Annotated in this window: 14 protein-coding genes and 1 tRNA gene; 10 read left to right on the forward strand and 5 right to left on the reverse strand. The window is 40.9% G+C overall.

The features are described from left to right. Window position 1: 1 nt before the first annotated feature. Window positions 2-958, reverse strand: a complete 957-nt coding sequence (locus QL984_RS17115) for a hypothetical protein (RefSeq protein ID WP_008110265.1) — start codon at window positions 956-958, stop codon at window positions 2-4. 249 nt (window positions 959-1207) lie between these two features. Here QL984_RS17115 and QL984_RS17120 point away from each other — a divergent pair, with 249 nt between their 5' ends. Next, window positions 1208-4090, forward strand: coding sequence for a M16 family metallopeptidase (locus QL984_RS17120; protein ID WP_138764531.1), 2883 nt, complete (start codon window positions 1208-1210; stop codon window positions 4088-4090). A gap of 75 nt (window positions 4091-4165) precedes the next feature. On the opposite strand, the gene QL984_RS17125 is transcribed toward QL984_RS17120, so the two are convergent. Together QL984_RS17125 and QL984_RS17130 are read right to left on the reverse strand one after the other, a co-directional pair. Continuing rightward, a complete protein-coding gene (locus QL984_RS17125) occupies window positions 4166-4480 on the reverse strand; it encodes a helix-turn-helix transcriptional regulator (RefSeq protein WP_013465706.1) in 315 nt (104 codons plus the stop codon). A gap of 1 nt (window position 4481) precedes the next feature. Next, complete coding sequence (locus tag QL984_RS17130) at window positions 4482-4889, reverse strand: hypothetical protein (protein ID WP_013465705.1); 408 nt, start codon at window positions 4887-4889, stop codon at window positions 4482-4484. Between the two features lie 326 nt (window positions 4890-5215). On the opposite strand from QL984_RS17130, the gene cysE reads away from it, so the two are divergent. Together cysE and QL984_RS17140 are read left to right on the forward strand one after the other, a co-directional pair. Then, window positions 5216-6034, forward strand: coding sequence for a serine O-acetyltransferase (cysE, locus tag QL984_RS17135; RefSeq protein WP_010387694.1), 819 nt, complete (start codon window positions 5216-5218; stop codon window positions 6032-6034). Between the two features lie 17 nt (window positions 6035-6051). After that, on the forward strand, window positions 6052-6696 hold the full coding sequence (locus QL984_RS17140; protein ID WP_138764532.1) for a hypothetical protein: 645 nt from the start codon (window positions 6052-6054) through the stop codon (window positions 6694-6696). Window positions 6697-6711: 15 nt separating this feature from the next. On the opposite strand, the gene xseA is transcribed toward QL984_RS17140, so the two are convergent. Beyond that, window positions 6712-8046 carry an exodeoxyribonuclease VII large subunit gene (gene xseA, locus QL984_RS17145; RefSeq protein WP_138764533.1) on the reverse strand — a complete coding sequence of 445 codons (1335 nt, stop codon included), beginning with the start codon at window positions 8044-8046 and terminating at the stop codon, window positions 6712-6714. A gap of 134 nt (window positions 8047-8180) precedes the next feature. Between xseA and guaB the strand changes: the two genes are divergently transcribed. The 5 genes from guaB (at window position 8181) to rimI (ending at window position 12355) form a co-directional block, all read left to right on the forward strand. Further along, the gene (gene guaB, locus QL984_RS17150) at window positions 8181-9650 is read left to right on the forward strand and encodes an IMP dehydrogenase (RefSeq protein WP_008110278.1); all 1470 of its coding nucleotides are present in this window, start codon (window positions 8181-8183) and stop codon (window positions 9648-9650) included. 105 nt (window positions 9651-9755) lie between these two features. Continuing rightward, on the forward strand, window positions 9756-11333 hold the full coding sequence (gene guaA, locus QL984_RS17155; protein WP_010387703.1) for a glutamine-hydrolyzing GMP synthase: 1578 nt from the start codon (window positions 9756-9758) through the stop codon (window positions 11331-11333). A gap of 145 nt (window positions 11334-11478) precedes the next feature. Continuing rightward, window positions 11479-11555 (forward strand) — tRNA-Trp (locus QL984_RS17160). A gap of 64 nt (window positions 11556-11619) precedes the next feature. After that, a complete protein-coding gene (locus QL984_RS17165) occupies window positions 11620-11904 on the forward strand; it encodes a hypothetical protein (RefSeq protein ID WP_138764534.1) in 285 nt (94 codons plus the stop codon). Further along, entirely contained in the window at window positions 11891-12355 is a 465-nt protein-coding gene (rimI, locus tag QL984_RS17170) for a ribosomal protein S18-alanine N-acetyltransferase (protein WP_010387705.1), read from the forward strand. Before QL984_RS17165 ends, rimI begins: the two co-directional genes overlap by 14 nt. Window positions 12356-12358: 3 nt before the next feature. Here rimI and QL984_RS17175 read toward each other — a convergent pair whose 3' ends face one another. After that, complete coding sequence (locus tag QL984_RS17175; RefSeq protein ID WP_058155167.1) at window positions 12359-15016, reverse strand: ATP-binding protein; 2658 nt, start codon at window positions 15014-15016, stop codon at window positions 12359-12361. 347 nt (window positions 15017-15363) lie between these two features. Here QL984_RS17175 and prfC point away from each other — a divergent pair, with 347 nt between their 5' ends. Together prfC and argS are read left to right on the forward strand one after the other, a co-directional pair. Continuing rightward, a complete protein-coding gene (gene prfC / locus QL984_RS17180) occupies window positions 15364-16953 on the forward strand; it encodes a peptide chain release factor 3 (protein ID WP_028833913.1) in 1590 nt (529 codons plus the stop codon). 62 nt (window positions 16954-17015) lie between these two features. Then, window positions 17016-18758 (forward strand): arginine--tRNA ligase, encoded by a 1743-nt coding sequence (argS, locus tag QL984_RS17185; protein WP_028833914.1) that lies wholly within the window; start codon window positions 17016-17018, stop codon window positions 18756-18758. Window positions 18759-19241: the final 483 nt, after the last annotated feature.

Raw genomic sequence — 19241 nt, forward strand, 5'->3', positions numbered from 1 at the left:
ATTAAGCTATTAGTTTCTCCGCAAGGTTGAGTTCCATTGTTGCTTTTAATAAACGGTATAAGTTAATTGACGCGTCAATTTCTTCTTTACGGTTGGTTAAGCTTTCAATATTTAAGCCCAGTGGTACACCTAAGTGCGCACAGCTTTTTAAAATTGAGTCGAGATTTTCACGACAAATACGTACCGATTCGCTTAATGTATTTTCCGAATCAAGCATGCGCCATTTAGTTGCCTCTGGCACTGAGATACCTAGCCACTGCATAAACTCCAATGTTTTTTCACCACCACAAGGCGTAAAGGTTAATATAATCCGATTAGGTGTCAGGCCTTGTGCTTTGCATGTGCGCGCATAACTGGTTATTAAATCTATGGTTGCTTGTGCATTGTAAACGGCTTGAGAGATAAAAAACTGGCACCCTTGTGCTGTTTTTTCTATTAAGCGTTGGTGTTCGTTGCGCTTATTGGCATGGCGCTCAGCAATGGTTACACCACCTAAAAAGAAATCTTCAGACTGCTCTGCCAGTGTTTTATAGGCATTCGGTAAGCTCAGCTTTATATCACCTGCTGATGATGGGCTGCCCACTAACACCACGTTTTTTAAATCGTAGTCATTTTTAGTTTCATCTAACCACGCTTTAAACTCACTCACACCGCGCTGAGCTACACTTTTATAAGTAATTACATCAAGATCAGATAAGCCTCGTAAGAGTTGGCTGTACTCGCGCGGATCAACTGTTTGCTTAAATGCAAATGGACGCGCTTGCTCTGTACGGCTGCTTTCATCTTGAATGTCATAAATAATCACACCGTCATATTCAATTTCGTGTAAACGGCCTAATAACTTTTCGGCAATGACTTTTAATTGCGCTTTATCAGTCCCAATTTTTGGCGGTGTTGTGCCAATTAGGTAAACACCTTGGTTGGTGTCCTGTATTTTTTCTTGAAGTGATAAAGCCATAATCCTCATTCCAGCTTAATTTGTGATGATGGATTTAATATAGCAGCCATTTAGACGTCTAGATAGATTTATTTATTGAAAGTTTCTCAACAAACGTGAATTATTTTCATGATTAAACCAAGTTACCAGCAATAACTGACACAGTTGTTTACATAATTAATAGGCTTAGGGCTCTTATATTTAATTGCTTTACGGCATACTTAGTTTGGTAAATGTTTTAAAAATTGCTCAATTTAAAAAGGGATAACAATGAAATTTAAATTATTGGCAACTAGCCTAGCGGTATCGCTGGCTTTAACGGGTTGCGCTATGCAGCAAAGTCAAAACACGCAAACAGTAGCCCAACAAGAACAAGTTAATAAAGTAGATGAGCGTGTTTTTTCACAAGATTACCTAATAGAAGAGCTAGATAACGGCCTACGTGTGATGGTAGTTAAAACCGATTACCCAGATGTAGTATCGCTACAAATACCTGTATCTGTTGGCTCGCGTAATGAAGTGGAAGCGGGTAAAACTGGTTTTGCTCACTTTTTTGAACACATGATGTTTAAAGGCTCTGAAAAGTTTCCGCAAGATGTGTATTCAGATATTTTAAAAAATTCAGGGGTTGATAACCGCGCCTATACAACTAACGATTACACTAACTACCACTTAAATTTTTCAAAACAACATCTTGATAAAGTACTTGAGATTGAAGCTGATATTTTTCAAAATTTAAGCTACACCGAAGAGCAATTTAGAACTGAGGCGCTTACCGTTAAAGGCGAGTACTTAAAAAATAACGCCAGTCCAATTCGTAAATTATTAAGTGCGGTACGCCAAGAAGCGTTCGATAAGCATACCTATAAACACACTACTATGGGCTTTTTTGAAGACATTGAAGCCATGCCAGATCAAATGGCCTACGGTAAAGAGTTTTTTGCTAAGTTTTATAAGCCTGAATATGTATCGCTTGTGATTGTTGGTGATGTTGATCCAAAAGAGACCATGGCGATGGTTAAAAAGCACTGGGGTAACTGGCAAAAAGGCGACTATGTTGCTGATATTCCAAAAGAGCCAACTCAACAAGCGCCAAAATATGTGCATGAGCAAAACGAAGGGTTACCTGGTCACTGGTTACTTGTGTCGTATAAAGGCGCTGCATGGGAGCCTCAGAAAAAAGACAGAGCCGCATTAGATTTACTATCGCAGCTTTATTTTTCTAGTAATTCAGATATTTACCAAGAGCTGGTAGTAGAAAAGCAAATAGCGAGTCAAATGTTTACCTATAACCCAGAGACTAAAGATCCAGGGTTACTGCATGTATTTGTAAAAGTTGAAAATGCCGATGATTTAGCCACAGTGCGTGATGCTATAAACCGTACGTATGCCAAAGCGCGTACCGAGTTGGTTGATAGCCAAAAACTCAGTGATTTAAAGTCTAATCTTAAATACAGCTTTATAAATGGTTTAGATTCATCGCAAGCAATTGCCTCTACACTTGCCAGCTATATGCATTTTGAGCGCGATCCTGAGGTGATTAATCAGTTGTATAAATCGGCAGACAATATCACTAGCGAAGATATTAGAGCCGTTGCAAATAAGTATTTTGTTGATAATGCGCGCACCACAATTACTATGTCGGCACTTGATAAAGCCCCTGGTTTTGAACAAGAAAGCGATTTAAATGCATTGGTAGCAAAATATCAGCAAGTACCGAGTAAGCCAATCTTTAAAGTACTTGATAAAACTAATAGCTCGCCGTTAATCGATATTAACTTATTATTTAATACCGGTGCCGCTGCCGATCCGCAGGGTAAAAAAGGCGTAGCGGCTTTAACTGCCGCAATGCTAGCGCAAGGTGGCTCAACCTCAATGAGTTACAAAGATATTAAAAAGGCAATGTACCCGCTGGCGGGTAGTTTTGGTTATCAAATAGATAAAGAAATGCTGTCGTTTCAAGGGCGTATCCATAAAGATAATGCAGCTCAGTGGTATGCTTTAGTGAGTGAGCAGCTGTTAAGCCCAGGCTTTAGAGAAGATGACTTTAAACGTCTGAAAAAAGAAATGATCGATGGCATTAAGTCTGGTTTAAAAGCTTCTAACGACGAAGAGTTGGGTAAAGAAGTGCTCTACAGTGTGCTTTATAAAGGCCACCCTTATGAAAGCTATAACTACGGTGATTTATCTGATTTAGAAGCGCTGACCCTTGATGATGTTAAAGCGTTTTATAATGCTGAACTTACACAAGCTAAACTTACTGTGGGTTTAATTGGTGCAGTGCCTGAAAAACTCAAAGCACAAATGTTAGCTGACTTAGCGACACTCCCTAAAGGCGAACAAAGCCGCTTAACAATCCCTGATGCGCCAGAACTTAAAGGTCATCATGCAACGATTGTTGAAAAGTCAGCGCAATCAACGGCTGTGTCGTTCGGGTTCCCTATTGATACCATTCGTAGCAGCGAAGACTGGACCGCATTGTGGTTAGTGCGCTCGTACTTTGGTGAGCATCGCAGTTCTAACAGTTACTTGTACGAACGTATTCGTCAAACGCGTGGTATGAATTACGGTGATTACGCCTATATTGAATACTTCCCTAGAGGTATGTTTCAAACAAAACCGGATGCAAACTTAGGGCGCTCTGAGCAAATATTCCAAGTGTGGCTGCGTCCACTGCGCTCAAACAACGATGCGCATTTTGCTACCCGTACCGCATTATTTGAGCTAGATAAGCTAATTAAAAATGGCATGACTGAGGCTGATTTTGAAGCCACGCGTAACTTTTTAATTAACTTTGTGCCACAAATGGTTGCTAGTCAAAATCGTCAGTTAGGTTATGCGCTAGATAGCGAGTTTTATAACACCGATAGTTTTGTAAACTATGTAACAAACAAGCTTAAAACATTGACTGTTGGCGATGTAAATCGAGTGATTAAAGACAACCTACAAACTGAGAATATTCACTATGTGTTTGTTACCGGTGATGGTGAAGATATGCAAAAACGTTTAGCAACTATGCAAACCTCGCCTATGGTGTATAACACCGATAAGCCTGCCGAATTAGTGGCTGAAGATAAGGTAATTGCTGATTACAAACTGGCAATACCAGCGAAAAATATTGAAGTAGTGAAGGTGGATAAAGTATTTCAATAATTTAAGTTCTTAAGTATTAAAAAATGCCCCTGTGCCTTAAGCATTGGGGCATTTTTATATTTTAGGTTGTAAATACTAGTTACTTACTAAAAGTACTGAGGCTGCACCAAGAGCAAAACTAATAACAGAGCTAATAATCAAACCTGCAATAAAACTTTTAGATGGACTGTTATTGGCATCATTTTGGTTGTTCTCATCAAGCTTAATAAGCTCACCTTGGCGTACTTCAAATACCGCACATAAGGCCATGGTGGTTTCTTTTGAGGCTGCACCTTCTTTTTCTACTCGTTGAATGGTTCGCAAGCTTACATCGCAGGCATCGGCAAGCTGTTGTTGTGTCCAATCGAATGTGTGCCTAAGCGACTTTACCGTTGTAGGGTTTAATTGCATGTTAAAGTTTTCCTACAATTAGCTCTACGACTGTTGCAGTGGTATAGCCAAATACTGCACCACCTAATGCACAGCCTAGAATAAAAAAAGCCGCTTTTTTAGGATCGCTAGGAAGACTACTTTGAACTTGCTTGGCAAGCACTTCTTGATCTTTGTATAGAGTGCACTCAAGTCGTCCTGTGAGTATATTGAGCATGTCAAATTTCACTTGGTACTGCGAATTTTCAAAATCAAATGTGTGTGAGCTTTTTATATTAACACTGCGTCTACTGCTAACTAAGTCATCGTTAATATAGACTTCTTCTTTACCTGTAAAGTAGCTTCCAAAACAGGCTATTTGGTTATCGCCATCTTGAAAGTAAAATTTATAGCCTAATTTTTTTGTATTTAATATGTCGTTTTTCATCATCGTTATCCTTGTTGAGTTGATGATGCTAATTTAGCGTTTATTATTATTTTTTACGCCGTCAGCAGTACGCCAGTGGCTATTTTGGCACATGACACACGTGCTGTCATATGTTGTTATTTACTGATTTTTATTAACTTATTTTATTTTTGCACAAATGGTTAAACCTGCCTAGCTGTCATATGACATGACTTGAAAAAAGTAATATAAACCTGAAACTTAACTGGTTATATATAATAACCAGAACAAATAACGAAGGGATTAACACCTAGGCGGCTAAATCCGTTAGAATTGGCGGTAGGCTCTTTGTAATAACTTAAGGCAGTATTATGCGTCATGAAATTTGGCAACAGCTTCGTAGTGAAGCAAATGAAGTAGTAACTCGTGAACCCCTTTTAGCGAGCCATGTGTATTCGTGTATTTTAAATCATGAGTGCTTAGGGTCGGCATTGAGTTTTATTGTTGCTAACAAGCTAGCTGATGCTGTGGTTTCTGCTTTTACAATCCGTGAGCTGTTTGACCAAGCTTTTGTAAAGTGTGACCGCATGCTGACACATGTTGCTCATGATATTAAAGCAGTAAAAGATCGTGACCCTGCCGCCGAAACCTACCTTACTGTGATTTTAAATTTAAAAGGGTTTCACGCCATACAAGCACACCGATTAGCTAACTGCTTATGGCAACAAAACCGTAAAGAGCTTGCGCGCTTTATTCAAAGCCGTACCTCAGAGGTGTTTGGGGTTGATATTCACCCTGCCTGTAAAGTAGGCCAAGGCATTATGTTTGACCATGCCACTGGTATTGTTATAGGTGAAACCGCCGTAATTGAAGATAATGTATCTATATTACAATCGGTTACATTAGGTGGTACGGGTAACGAGCAAGGCGATCGCCACCCTAAAATCAGAGCGGGCGTACTTATTGGCGCGGGCGCTAAAGTACTGGGTAACATTGAAGTGGGCGAGGGCGCACGTATTGGTGCAGGCTCTGTGGTACTAAGCCCTGTGCCGCCTCACACAACTGCTGTTGGCGTACCTGCAAAAATTATTGGTCGCCCTGATTGTGAGTGCCCGGCAGAAAGTATGAACCAAAACTTTTTAGAATATCCCGAGCCAGAAAACGAATCGCACACCAGTGCAATGCTTTAATTTTTGAGTGCCTAGAAATGATATATAAAAGTAACCTTGTGGCTATGCTGCTCTGTTTTTCTTCAGGCGTGGCGTTAGCAAGTGGTTACTTTTTGTTTTTTAAAGATTCCACTCGTGTTTCCTCAGCGCCCAAACAAGCTGTGATCTCTTCGGCTAACACTCAAGTCAATAATCAGCCAACTACTTTGCAAGGCCTAGTGCAGGTCAATAAAGCCCAAGAGGCTGATCAACAAACTCAGCTAGCACAACATGTGGTTGAGCTTAATCAGCGGCTTGAAAAAAAAACAATCCAGCTTAAGCAATCTCAACAACAGCTAAAGTTAAATCAATTAGAAAGTGTAGAGCTTGATGATGAGCTCGCAATACAGTTTGAGCAAGAGGCTGATAATCTCGAATGGAGTTACGAGCTTGAAGTCGCGTTAACTGACTTTTTAATTATTAATGAGTTTGCAGATAGCGCTGAGCTTACAGCGCTAAAGTGTAAGCAAACAATTTGTAAGTTTGAGCTTACCATTAACCAACATGCCGTTAATTATGGAGCTAAATTATGGCGCGAGCTAAACGATAAGCTTCATCTTGAACCTTGGTGGCAGCAATTTAAACTCAGTGCATCTCAATCTAACGATGCCCGTATTGAGTTTACTGTTAGTACGCAAGGCTAGCGCTTAGCAATATGGCTAAGCTTCTACCTTTGAAATAACCTGGCCATCTACTAACTCAGTGATCAACACATCACCCACTTTTACATCTTCCACTGATTTAACCACTTTATTTTGCGCCGTTTTCGTTATGCTGTAACCGCGCGCTAATACATTAAGGGGGCTAACCGAATCAAGCCGACTCGCCTGTAAGGCAAGCGTATTATTTGCGTGTTGTAGCTGCTGCTGCATCGCTTGGTTTAGCCTTGCATGGAGTTGTGCTAACTGATAGTTTGCATTTGCTAGCTTTTTATCTGGTGATTGGCGCATTAGGCGTGGAGTTAAATTAGCTAACACGCGTTCTTGCTGGTATAAACGCTGACGCATTGCCTGTTGCAGTGCAATACTCAGCTCATCTAAGCGTTGTGATTTTTGGTTTAGCTGATTGCGCGGGTGGCATAAATTTAAGCGATGCTGCAACTGTATGGCTAGTGCGCGTTTATCGGCAATGTCGTGTTTAAATGCATTCGCTAAACGGCTAATTAACTGATTAACCCTATTATGTAGCTCTTGTGTATTGGGGCTTACGAGCTCTGCGGCTGCAGAAGGAGTTGCTGCACGTACATCAGCAACGTAATCGCTAATCGTGGTGTCTATTTCATGGCCAACAGCGCTCACAATGGGTAGTGCGCTTTGATAAATAGCGCGAGCAAGGTGCTCATGGTTAAAGCACCATAAATCTTCTAATGAACCACCACCGCGTCCGAGAATGATAACGTCGACTTCATTACGTAAATTTGCCAGCTCTATTTGCTTGATTAAATGGCCATGCGCTTCTTTGCCTTGCACCATCGCAGGGTAAATAACCACTTCTAATTGCGGCGCGCGACGTTTTAGCACGGTTAAAATATCTTTAATTGCGGCGCCTGTAGGTGAGGTGATCACCCCTATGCGATTTATGTTTTGGGGTAGGGTTTTTTTATAAGCGGAGCTAAATAAGCCCTCTGCAGCCAAACGCATTTTTAGCGCGTCAAACTCTTGCTTAAGTTGCCCTTCGCCGGCAGGCTCCATATGTTCAACAATAAGCTGGTAGTCACCACGGGGTTCGTACAAAGATACACGTGCTTTAACGGTTACTTGCGCGCCGTTAATTGGTCGGTAACTTTGGTTGCGATTATTGCCTCGCCACATGGCGGCTTTAATTTGCGCTTTATCGTCTTTTAACGAAAAATACCAATGCCCAGAAGCAGGCGCAATAAAGTTAGAAATTTCACCTGTGAGTATTAAAGACGCAAAACCTTGTTCAAGTAAGGCACGTATTTCACGATTAAGGCGAGATACGGTATAAACCGTTTGCGAGGGCTTAGAAAACATAAAAACTACCAAAAAACATTTATAAATCTAGCTTATCATAAATAAATACAAAATATTATTTACTAGTGCCTACAACGCTGTTAAAATTTGGCCGCAATTCCTTATCTTAGATCCACATGTGAGAAGTTGCCAAAATGCTTAGAATCGCTAAAGAAGCTCTTACCTTTGATGACGTACTTTTAGTACCTGGTCATTCTACTGTTTTGCCACACACGGCAAATATTTCAACTCGCTTAACGCGTGGTATCAAACTTAACTTGCCGCTCATTTCAGCATCTATGGATACTGTTACAGAAGCTCGTTTAGCTATTGCCCTCGCGCAGGAAGGTGGTCTTGGTTTTATTCATAAAAACATGACCATTGCAGAACAAGCGAAAAATGTTCGTAAAGTTAAAACCTATGAAGCAGGTATTGTTTCATACCCTGTTACAGTAACCGCCGATCTGACTATTGCAGATGCCGTTGAGCTGTCTCAGGAAAAGGGATTCTCAGGTTTTCCGGTCACCGATAGCGAAAATAACCTTGTAGGTATCGTAACTAGTCGTGATATGCGCTTTGAAACTAAGCTTGAACAGCCGGTTTCAACAGTGATGACGAAAAAAGAAAACCTAGTAACGGTTAAAGAGGGCACCGCTCGCGAAGATATCTTAAGCTTAATGCACGAACACCGCATTGAGAAGATTCTTGTGGTTGATGATGCGTTTAAACTTAAAGGCATGATCACCGTAAAAGATTACCAAAAAGCACAAGACAAACCAGATGCATGTAAAGACGAGCAAGGTCGTTTACGTGTAGGTGCTGCGGTAGGTGTTGGCGCAGGTACTGATGAGCGTATTGCTGCATTAGTTGAAGCCGGTGTTGATGTACTACTAATCGATACTTCTCATGGTCACTCTCAAGGTGTTATTGACCGTGTTGCAGCGACTCGTCAAGCTTACCCTGATTTACAAATTGTTGCGGGTAACGTGGCAACTGCCGAAGGTGCTATTGCCCTTGCAGATGCCGGTGTTGATGCTGTTAAAGTAGGTATCGGCCCAGGTTCTATTTGTACTACACGTATTGTTACTGGTTGTGGTGTACCACAAATAACAGCCATTTCAGATGCGGTTGAAGGCCTTAAAGGTCGCGATATTCCAGTGATTGCCGATGGCGGTATTCGTTTTTCTGGTGATATTGTAAAAGCATTGGTTGCCGGTGCATCGTGTGTAATGGTTGGCTCTATGCTCGCGGGTACTGAAGAAGCACCAGGTGAAGTGGAGCTTTATCAAGGTCGTTACTACAAGTCTTACCGTGGTATGGGTAGCCTAGGTGCGATGGATCAAAAAGAAGGGTCATCGGATCGCTACTTCCAAAAATCAAACCAAGCTGACAAGTTAGTACCAGAAGGTATTGAAGGTCGTGTTGCTTATAAAGGGCCAATTGCGACCATTATTCACCAACAAGTGGGTGGTCTTCGCAGTGCAATGGGCTTAACCGGTTGTGCCACAATCGAAGAGCTAAACACTAAACCACAGTTTGTACGTGTAACTTCTGCTGGTATGGGTGAGTCGCATGTTCATGATGTGCAAATCACTAAAGAAGCACCGAACTACCGTTTAGGCTAATCAGCCTTTAACAACTTGAAAAAAGTGGGCTAACCTTTGTTAGCCCTAATATAGTCACACAGCTTAAGCTGGTGGCGTTTAGCACCTGACTTTACGAGATACTTCATGAGCAAAGACATTCACGATTCACGAATCCTCATTTTAGATTTTGGTTCACAATACACGCAGTTAATCGCCCGTCGCGTGCGCGAAATTGGTGTTTATTGTGAGCTTTGGGCTTGGGATGTAACCGAAGAGCAAATTCGCGAGTTTAACCCACAAGGTATTATCCTTTCAGGTGGCCCAGAATCAACCACGCTTGAAAACAGCCCACGTGCTCCTGAGTATGTATTTAATGCAGGCGTTCCAGTACTTGGTATTTGTTACGGTATGCAAACTATGGCAACACAGCTTGGCGGCCGTGTACATAGCTCAGATAAAAAAGAATTTGGTTACGCACAAGTTGAAAAAGTGGGTAACTGTGCATTATTTGATGCCATTGAAGATCATATTACTGATGGCGGTAATGGCGTACTAGATGTGTGGATGAGCCACGGTGATAAAGTAATGGAAATTCCAGATACGTTTAAAACCACAGCTAAAACATCTACTTGTCCACATGCGGCAATGTCTAACGAAGAAAAGCGCTTTTACGGCGTACAATTTCACCCAGAAGTAACCCACACACATCAAGGTCAACGCTTATTAGAGCGTTTTGCTATTGATATTTGTGGTTGTGAAAAATTATGGACGCCAGCAAAAATCATTGATGATGCTATTGAGCGTATCAAAGAAACCGTTGGCGACGACGAAGTTATTTTAGGCTTATCAGGCGGTGTAGATTCATCGGTTGTAGCTATGCTTATTCACCGTGCTATTGGTGAACGACTAACCTGTGTATTTGTTGATAACGGGCTACTTCGTTTAAACGAAGGCCAACAAGTAATGGACATGTTTGGCAATAAGTTTGGTTTAAACATTGTTAAAGTAGATGCCGAAGATCAATTTTTAAATGACTTAGCAGGTAAATCAGACCCAGAAGATAAGCGTAAAGCTATTGGCCACACGTTTATTAATGTATTTGATGAGCAAGCTAAAAAGCTTAAAAACGCAAAATGGTTAGGCCAAGGTACAATTTACCCTGACGTAATCGAATCAGCGGCCTCAGCGACTGGTAAAGCGCACGTAATTAAATCGCACCATAATGTGGGCGGCTTACCAGATGATATGCAAATGGGCTTAGTAGAGCCATTACGTGAGTTATTTAAAGATGAAGTACGTAAAATTGGTTTAGAGCTAGGTTTACCGTACGACATGCTTTACCGTCACCCATTCCCAGGGCCAGGTTTAGGTGTGCGTGTACTTGGCGAAATCAAAAAAGAGTACTGTGATTTACTTCGCCGCGCTGATGCTATTTTCATTGAAGAGCTTCACAAAGCAGAGCTTTACCATAAAGTAAGCCAAGCGTTTACTGTATTCTTACCGGTTAAGTCGGTAGGGGTTATGGGTGATGCACGTAAGTACGATTGGGTTGTTTCACTTCGTTGTGTAGAAACCATCGACTTTATGACTGCGCGTTGGTCACATTTACCGTATGAGTTCTTAGGTGTGGTTTCAAACCGTATCATTAATGAAATCGACGGTATCTCACGTGTTGTTTATGATATTTCAGGAAAACCACCTGCCACTATCGAGTGGGAATAATCCTCCCGTTACTGTAATTTCGTAATAACTAACGGCGAATTAGCATGCTAATTCGCCGTTTTGTTTATTTAAAAAGCAAACAAACCGAAAAGTTGAATTTTTACTTTACCTTTGTCAAAAGGTCTTTATAATTCATCGTCATTGCAGGGGCGTAGTTCCAATTGGTAGAACAGCGGTCTCCAAAACCGACGGTTGGGAGTTCGAATCTCTCCGCCCCTGCCATTTCTTCTTTACATCGTTTTGATTACTTCCTATATTATTCATCTTACTAATCCATCGAGTTGTTATGCATTCACGTTACGCATCTGTTTTTGGTATAGAAAAGCTTGAACTTAATCAACACTTTCGCCCAGCTCAAGCTGAGTTGTCAGCGACTTCACCGTTAATTCTCTGTGATATATTAAAAGATGATATTGAGCGTGCCTTTGCGCCTGTAACAATAAACTCAATTGTTAAATCGTCAACCATTGAGTTTAGTGAGCAACAATTAGGCCTGCCTGATTCTAACCTAACCTGTGCGCAAAAACGTGCGTTATGGGCTTTAATGAGTGAACACCTTGATACACTTTAAGTCGGTTACCGATGAGAATATCAATGAGCTGATGGCCATTGAAAATGCCTGTCATACACACCCTTGGACGTTAAAAACAATGCAGTCGTGTTTGCAGGGGCGCTATTTTAATTTAGCTGCGTTCAAAGACGAGCAAATGATAGGCTTTTACATTGGTGAAAAAGCAGGGCCCGATTTTACCTTAATGGATATTTGTGTCGCCCCGAGCTTTCAGGGACAAGGATTTGCTAAGCAGTTATTAACGCAGTTTATAGCGTACGGCGAGCAACACAGTGCCGAAAACTTATTTTTAGAAGTGAGAGAATCTAATACGCGGGCGATTGCTTTGTATGAGCGTGCGGGCTTTATTGAAATGTCAGTACGTAAAAATTATTACCCCAGCGATGCGCCAAATAAAAATGGCTTTGAAGATGCGATTTTAATGGGCATGGCACTGGGTTTAAATTTTTAATGATTACTTATTAGCGATGGCTTGTTCTATTGCTGTAATGAGTTCTACAACGCGTTTTTCTCTTTGAGTCATATCATTGCCTTTTAAACTTTGCTCAAGCGCTGATGCGCTATGGTAAATATCATCAAAGTTAAAACAACCGGCACTGCCCTTAATACTGTGGGCAAGTGCGCGTAGTGTTTCGCAATCTTGGTTGTTATAAAGGGTTTTTATCTGCTTTAAGTAATCAGGTAAACTTGCCAAATAATTAGCATTTATTTGCTGAAATTTCTCACTTTTTAATAAGCTATCCCACTTATTTTGATTATCGCGTTCAAGGTGTAAATAGCTGACTAATACATTTTCTAGTGCGTCTTTATCAATGGGTTTACCAAGCGCTTTGTTACAGCCTGCTTCAAGGTAAGTATCTATATCATGGTTCATGACATTTGCGGTCAGGGCGATAATTGGGCCATCGTAGGCGGCATCTCTGAGCATTTTAGTTGCTTCTAAGCCGCCCATAACCGGCATTTGCATATCCATGATTATAAGCTGGTAGTCGTTCACTAGTGCCATTTCTACTGCTTGTGCGCCATTATTGGCTATATCAGGCTCTAACCCCCATGTTTGAAGGAGTAATTTTATCAGCAACTGATTATCGGGGTTATCTTCTGCCACTAAAATATGCGCATCAAAGTTATTGGTTGCAAAAGAAAGTTGCGGGTCTTTTTCGGGTGATAGCTGAGAGTGTTCAGTCAAAAACAGGTTACTACTAAGCCCATTACCTAAATGGCAATCTATATCGATAGTAAAACAACTACCCACACCCACTTCACTGGTTACGCTGACATCGCCACCGAGCAGCTGAGCCAAATTTTTTGAAATACATAGCCCTAATCCTGTACCACCAAATCGGCGTGTGGTTGTGGCATCAGCTTGTTCAAATGGCGTAAATAATCGACTTATTTGGTTTGCCGACATGCCTATACCGGTGTCTTCAACTATAAATGTAAGAATTTTTGGTGCTTGGTATTTAGCGGTTATTGTAACCTGACCTTGCTCAGTAAATTTAACTGCATTACTGGCAATATTAATCAGTATTTGTTTTAAACGAGTAACGTCACTATTTATCGTATGCGGCAAAGGTAGTGAATAATTAATTGTAAATGAAAGCTGTTTCTCTTGTGCTAAAGGTTTAATGATTGATTCAACATCATGAATAAGCTGCACAACATTTAATGGCGTTTGCTCAACAGCGAGTTTTTCGGCTTCAATTTTTGATAAATCGAGGATGTTATTAATAAGCTCTAATAAATGTTTTGAATTACGAAGAATAGTGCCTAAATGATGTTTATCGTTTGTTTTCTTATCGCTATGCAGTAGTTGCTCGGTAAAACCCATAATGGCAGTGAGTGGAGTGCGAATTTCATGGCTCATATTGGCTAAAAAACGACTCTTAAGCTGGTTTGCTTGCTCTGCTTGAGCGATGGCTGTTTCAAGCTTACTATTCATTGATTCAAGTGCCTTAGTACGGCTCTCTACTTTGTCTTCTAAGTGATGCTTATATTCTTCTAGCTGCTCTTGATAATGCTTAATTTGGTTAATCATGTGATTAAAGTCGTTAAACAGTATGCCTACCTCATCGGTTGTATAAGCAGGCAGTGTGACTGAAAGGTCGCCATCACCTACTCGGTGACTTGCTTCACCTAGTAATTCAATTGGGTTAAGCAGTAAATTGCGCACCACAATAAAAATTAAGATCGGTAGGGTGATCACAGAAATAATTACAATTAGCCCGGTGATGACACTAATTGCTTTACCTGATTGATACAGTACCGCTTTAGGAATAGTCGACACATAATAGTAGCCGCCACTCATTTGAGCTGCAAAAATCAGTCGCTCTATTTTATCAACACTTGAAAGCTCAATGGTTGATAAGCTACCTATATCCGCTAAGTCGTTAATTTTATTTAGTTCATACTCACTAACATAGTGGCCGCGCATTTTATAATCAGAGCTAAATAAAATTTTACCATCACTGGCCAGTAACAAATTTAAGGTGTTGTTATAAGGCGCTTCTAAAATACTGGTGTTTAAAATCGAAGGTTCGACCTTAAGCACAATAAAACCGAGCTGCTGTGGGCGTTTTAGATAATAGTCGACACTGTATATGCGTTGCACAAAGTATAAGTTGGTGGTGCCATCTTCTTTTTGCACCATAAATTGTTGTTGGCTTAAATTGCTTTGTATAACTTGATCAAAAAATGGGTATGACTTGGGCGCTACGGTTAAATTACTGGAGTAATAGGCATCACTTTCACCGGTTTTTGAGACTAAATTAATACTAATAATATCAGGGTAGGCTTCACTGTAACTGGCAAATACATCCATTAACGCGCCAAGGCGATAGGTATAGCTGGCGTCTTCAAATAAATCTTTAGCTAAAAAGTCACTTAGTACCGGTGAGGCAGAGAGTAACTTAGCCGTTGCATGAAAAGAGTCTATATAGTTGAATACTTTTTGCTGTTGTTGCTCTACAAAGCGACTCATTATCAAGTCAGCTTGTTTTTGCGTAGAGTTAGTTACATTAGTGAGCGTAAACCCACCTAAAAATAACAACGGCAGTATAACCAGTGGAGTTATATACCATAATAATCGAATACTTAGCTTACTGGTTTTCATTACCCAACATCAAATCCTCCATGTAATCGAACAATAATATGATTTACAGAACCATTACTCAAGCTTGGTGTTAAGTTAGTGGGCAATTTATAGCGTTATTGTTAATAATCGCTGAAAACACCAAACTTAAAAAAGATCCGTTAATAACCAACCATTGATTGTTTATAAAGCCAAGATCAGCGAAAATAGTCTTCAATTACGATTAACTTAACGGATAGCGTCACAAGAGCTAATTTGGGTTCTTGTTGGGGTATGTTGAGCTTTCTAGGTTAGCTTGTTTTTAGCCTTGAAAGCTCAGCATACTAAAATACAAATACATCCGTATATCAACTAAAAGAACCTTTTTAATGGCAGACCAAAATCTCCTTAGCGAAATTAATAAACGCCGTACCTTTGCGATCATCTCGCATCCGGATGCGGGTAAAACCACTATCACAGAAAAAGTATTGTTATTCGGACAAGCAATTCAAAAAGCCGGAACAGTAAAAGGCCGTGGCTCTAATCAGCATGCTAAGTCTGATTGGATGGAAATGGAAAAAGAGCGTGGTATATCTGTGACTACTTCTGTAATGCAATTTCCATATAACAATGCGTTAGTTAATTTACTTGATACCCCAGGACACGAAGACTTCTCTGAAGATACTTACCGTACATTAACCGCGGTAGATTCGTGTTTAATGGTGATAGATGCCGCCAAAGGTGTAGAAGAACGTACCCGTAAGTTAATGGAAGTAACACGCCTGCGCACCACGCCGATTGTTACCTTTATGAATAAATGTGACCGCGATATTCGCGACCCAATGGAGCTACTCGACGAAGTAGAAACAGAGCTAAATATTGCTTGTGCACCTATTACGTGGCCAATTGGCTGTGGTAAAGAATTTAAAGGTGTTTACCATATCCATAACGAAGAAACTATTTTATACAAAACAGGTCAAGGTCATACTATTCAAGAAGTGCGTAGCATTAAAGGACTTGATAACCCAGAGCTTGACCAAGCGATTGGTGATGAACTTGCAGCCCAGTTACGTGACGAGTTAGAGCTGGTTATTGGTGCATCACACGAGTTTGATTTAGATCTGTTCTTAGCGGGTGAGTTATCGCCTGTATACTTTGGTACTGCACTTGGTAACTTTGGTGTAGATCATGTTCTGGATGGACTGACTGAATGGGCGCCAACGCCTTTACCTCGTGAAACAGAAGACCGCCAAGTTGTAGCCACAGAAGAAAACTTCACTGGGTTTGTATTTAAAATTCAGGCCAACATGGATCCAAAACACCGTGACCGTATTGCCTTTATGCGTATTGTGTCGGGTAAATACAGCCAAGGCATGAAAATGAATCATGTGCGTATAGGTAAACAAGTGAGTATTTCTGATGCGGTAACCTTTATGGCGGGCGATCGTGAGCGTGCAGCTGATGCTTACGCTGGTGATATTATTGGTTTACATAACCACGGTACGATTCAAATTGGTGATACCTTTACCCAAGGCGAAAAAATTAAGTTCAGCGGTATTCCAAACTTCGCCCCTGAATTATTCCGCCGTATTCGTCTGCGCGATCCATTAAAACAAAAACAGCTATTAAAAGGACTGGTACAGCTTTCAGAAGAGGGCGCAGTACAAGTATTCAGACCATTAATTAATAATGACTTAATTGTAGGTGCGGTAGGTGTGTTGCAGTTTGACGTGGTGGTAGCGCGTTTAAAAGCTGAATATAACGTTGATGCAATTTACGAAAGCGTGAATGTAAATACAGCCCGTTGGGTTAGCTGTGATGATGTTAAAAAGTTTGAAGAGTTTAAACGTAAGTGCGAAAGCAACTTAGCACTTGATGGTGGCGATAATTTAACTTACATCGCGCCGAGTCGTGTAAATCTTAACTTGTCGACAGAGCGTTACCCTGAAGTGACATTTAATCACACGCGTGAAAACTAGCACTTAGCCTCTAGAATTAACACAAAGCCTGCTTTGGCGGGCTTATAAAGGTAAATAATATTATGAATATTCGTACTATTTTAGTAGAAAAAGCCATTGCCGCTATGACCGCCGCAGGCCTACCAGAAGATACTAACCCAGCGGTTACCCAAAGCACTCGCCCACAGTTTGGTGATTACCAAATTAATGGCGCGATGGGCGCAGCTAAAAAAATGAAAAGTAACCCGCGTGAATTGGCGCAAAAAATTATTGATCAGTTAGATGTAAGCGACATTGCCGAAAAAACGGAAATTGCTGGCCCTGGTTTTATTAATATTCACTTAAAGCCGGAGTTTTTAGCTCAAAGCGTACAAGCTGCTAATAACCACGCAAAACTTGCCGTAAATGAGCACGCCAAACCACAAAAAGTAGTGGTTGATTACTCATCGCCTAACCTTGCAAAAGAAATGCACGTAGGTCACTTACGCTCAACTATTATTGGTGATGCCGTAGTACGTGCGCTTGAATTTAGAGGCGATACCGTTGTTCGTCAAAATCACATGGGTGATTGGGGCACACAGTTTGGTATGCTAATTGCGCATTTAGAAGATCAAATTAACCAAGGTGTTGATTTAGATACTGTTGCGCTTGCTGATTTAGAAACCTTTTACCGCGATGCGAAAAAGCGTTTTGACGACGAAGAAGGCTTTGCCGATAAAGCGCGAAATTACGTAGTTAAACTGCAAGGTGGCGACGCACACTGTGAAAAACTGTGGAAACTATTTATTGCCACTTCAGTTAAGCATTCTGAAGAAGTATACAAGCGTTTAAATGTAACACTAACACCTGCCGACATTATGGCTGAAAGTGCATACAACAGTGAACTTAACGATATTATAAGCTTATTAAAAGATAAAAATATTGCAGTAGAGTCGCAAGGCGCACAAGTGGTATTTTTAGATGAGCTGGCAAATAAAGACGGTGAACCTTCAGCGTTTATCGTGCAAAAATCAGGTGGCGGCTTCTTATATGCAACCACTGATTTAGCGGCGTGTGATTACCGTTCAAACAAGCTAGGCGCTGAGCGTATTTTAATCTTTGTTGATGCGCGCCAGAGTCTTCACTTTAATCAAGTGGAGCTAACTGCGCGTAAAGCCGGTTTGTTACGCGATGAAACTAGTTACGAGTTTTGCCCATTTGGCACCATGATGGGCGCTGATGGCAAACCATTTAAAACCCGTACAGGCGGTACGGTTAAATTAGCTGATTTGCTTGAAGAGTCAATTACTCGCGCAGCAGCTAAATTGGCTGAGCGTGAATCAGATTTATCTGACGAAGACCGCAGTGAAATTGCACGTAAAGTGGGTATTGGCGCAGTTAAATATGCTGACCTTTCTAAGCATCGTACCAGCGATTACATCTTCAACTGGGACAGCATGCTAAGCTTTGAAGGCGCAACAGCCCCTTACTTACAATATGCTTATACGCGTGTTCGCAGCATTTTCCGTAAATCTGGCGTTGATGCTGCAAGCTTAAAAGCCGATGTAAGTATTATTGAGCCGCAAGAGAAAACCCTCGCGCTTAAATTATTACAGTTAGAAGAAGTCCTTGATCTGATGATCAATGAAGCCACACCGCACGTATTATGTGGTTACTTATACGAACTAGCTAGTCTATACATGACATTCTATGAAGCTTGCCCAGTACTTAAAGAGGGCGTAGAGCCAAGTGTTCGTGATAGCCGTTTAGTGTTGTGTAATTTAGTGGCAGATACGTTAAAAACGGGTTTAGATCTGTTAGGCATCGAAGTCATGGAGCAAATGTAATCTGCTGCGTGTAGTTCGCTTTGACTGCGTTGTCGTGCTTTTTTAGCCTAAGTCACATACAAAAACGTATGCTCCTTGGCATAAAAAAGCACTTCGCCTTGTCAGCACTTCTACACTTGCAGATGCGAAGCTTGGCACTAAATAGTTGACCCTAATCACATACAACTACGTATGCTCATAGGGATAAGTCGAGTCTCCGCCTTATCTTAGACTAAACTACTTAGGTGAACGTCTGCTGCGTGTAGTTCGCTTTAGCTGCGTTGGTAAAACTATTTAGCCTAAGTCACATACAAACCGTATGCTCCTATGCATAAATAGTTTTACCGCCTTGCTAGCACTCCTAGACTTACAGATAATTTTAGGTTTAGGTGTTAGATTTATATTGACACTGTTCGGTATGTTCACCAATTTTGTAGCTGATAGCTGATAGCTGATAGCTGATAGCTGATAGCTGATAGCTGATAGCTGATAGCTGATAGCTGA

This window comes from Pseudoalteromonas sp. APC 3495, from assembly GCF_030407645.1.
GTDB classification, from domain to species: domain Bacteria; phylum Pseudomonadota; class Gammaproteobacteria; order Enterobacterales; family Alteromonadaceae; genus Pseudoalteromonas; species Pseudoalteromonas tetraodonis.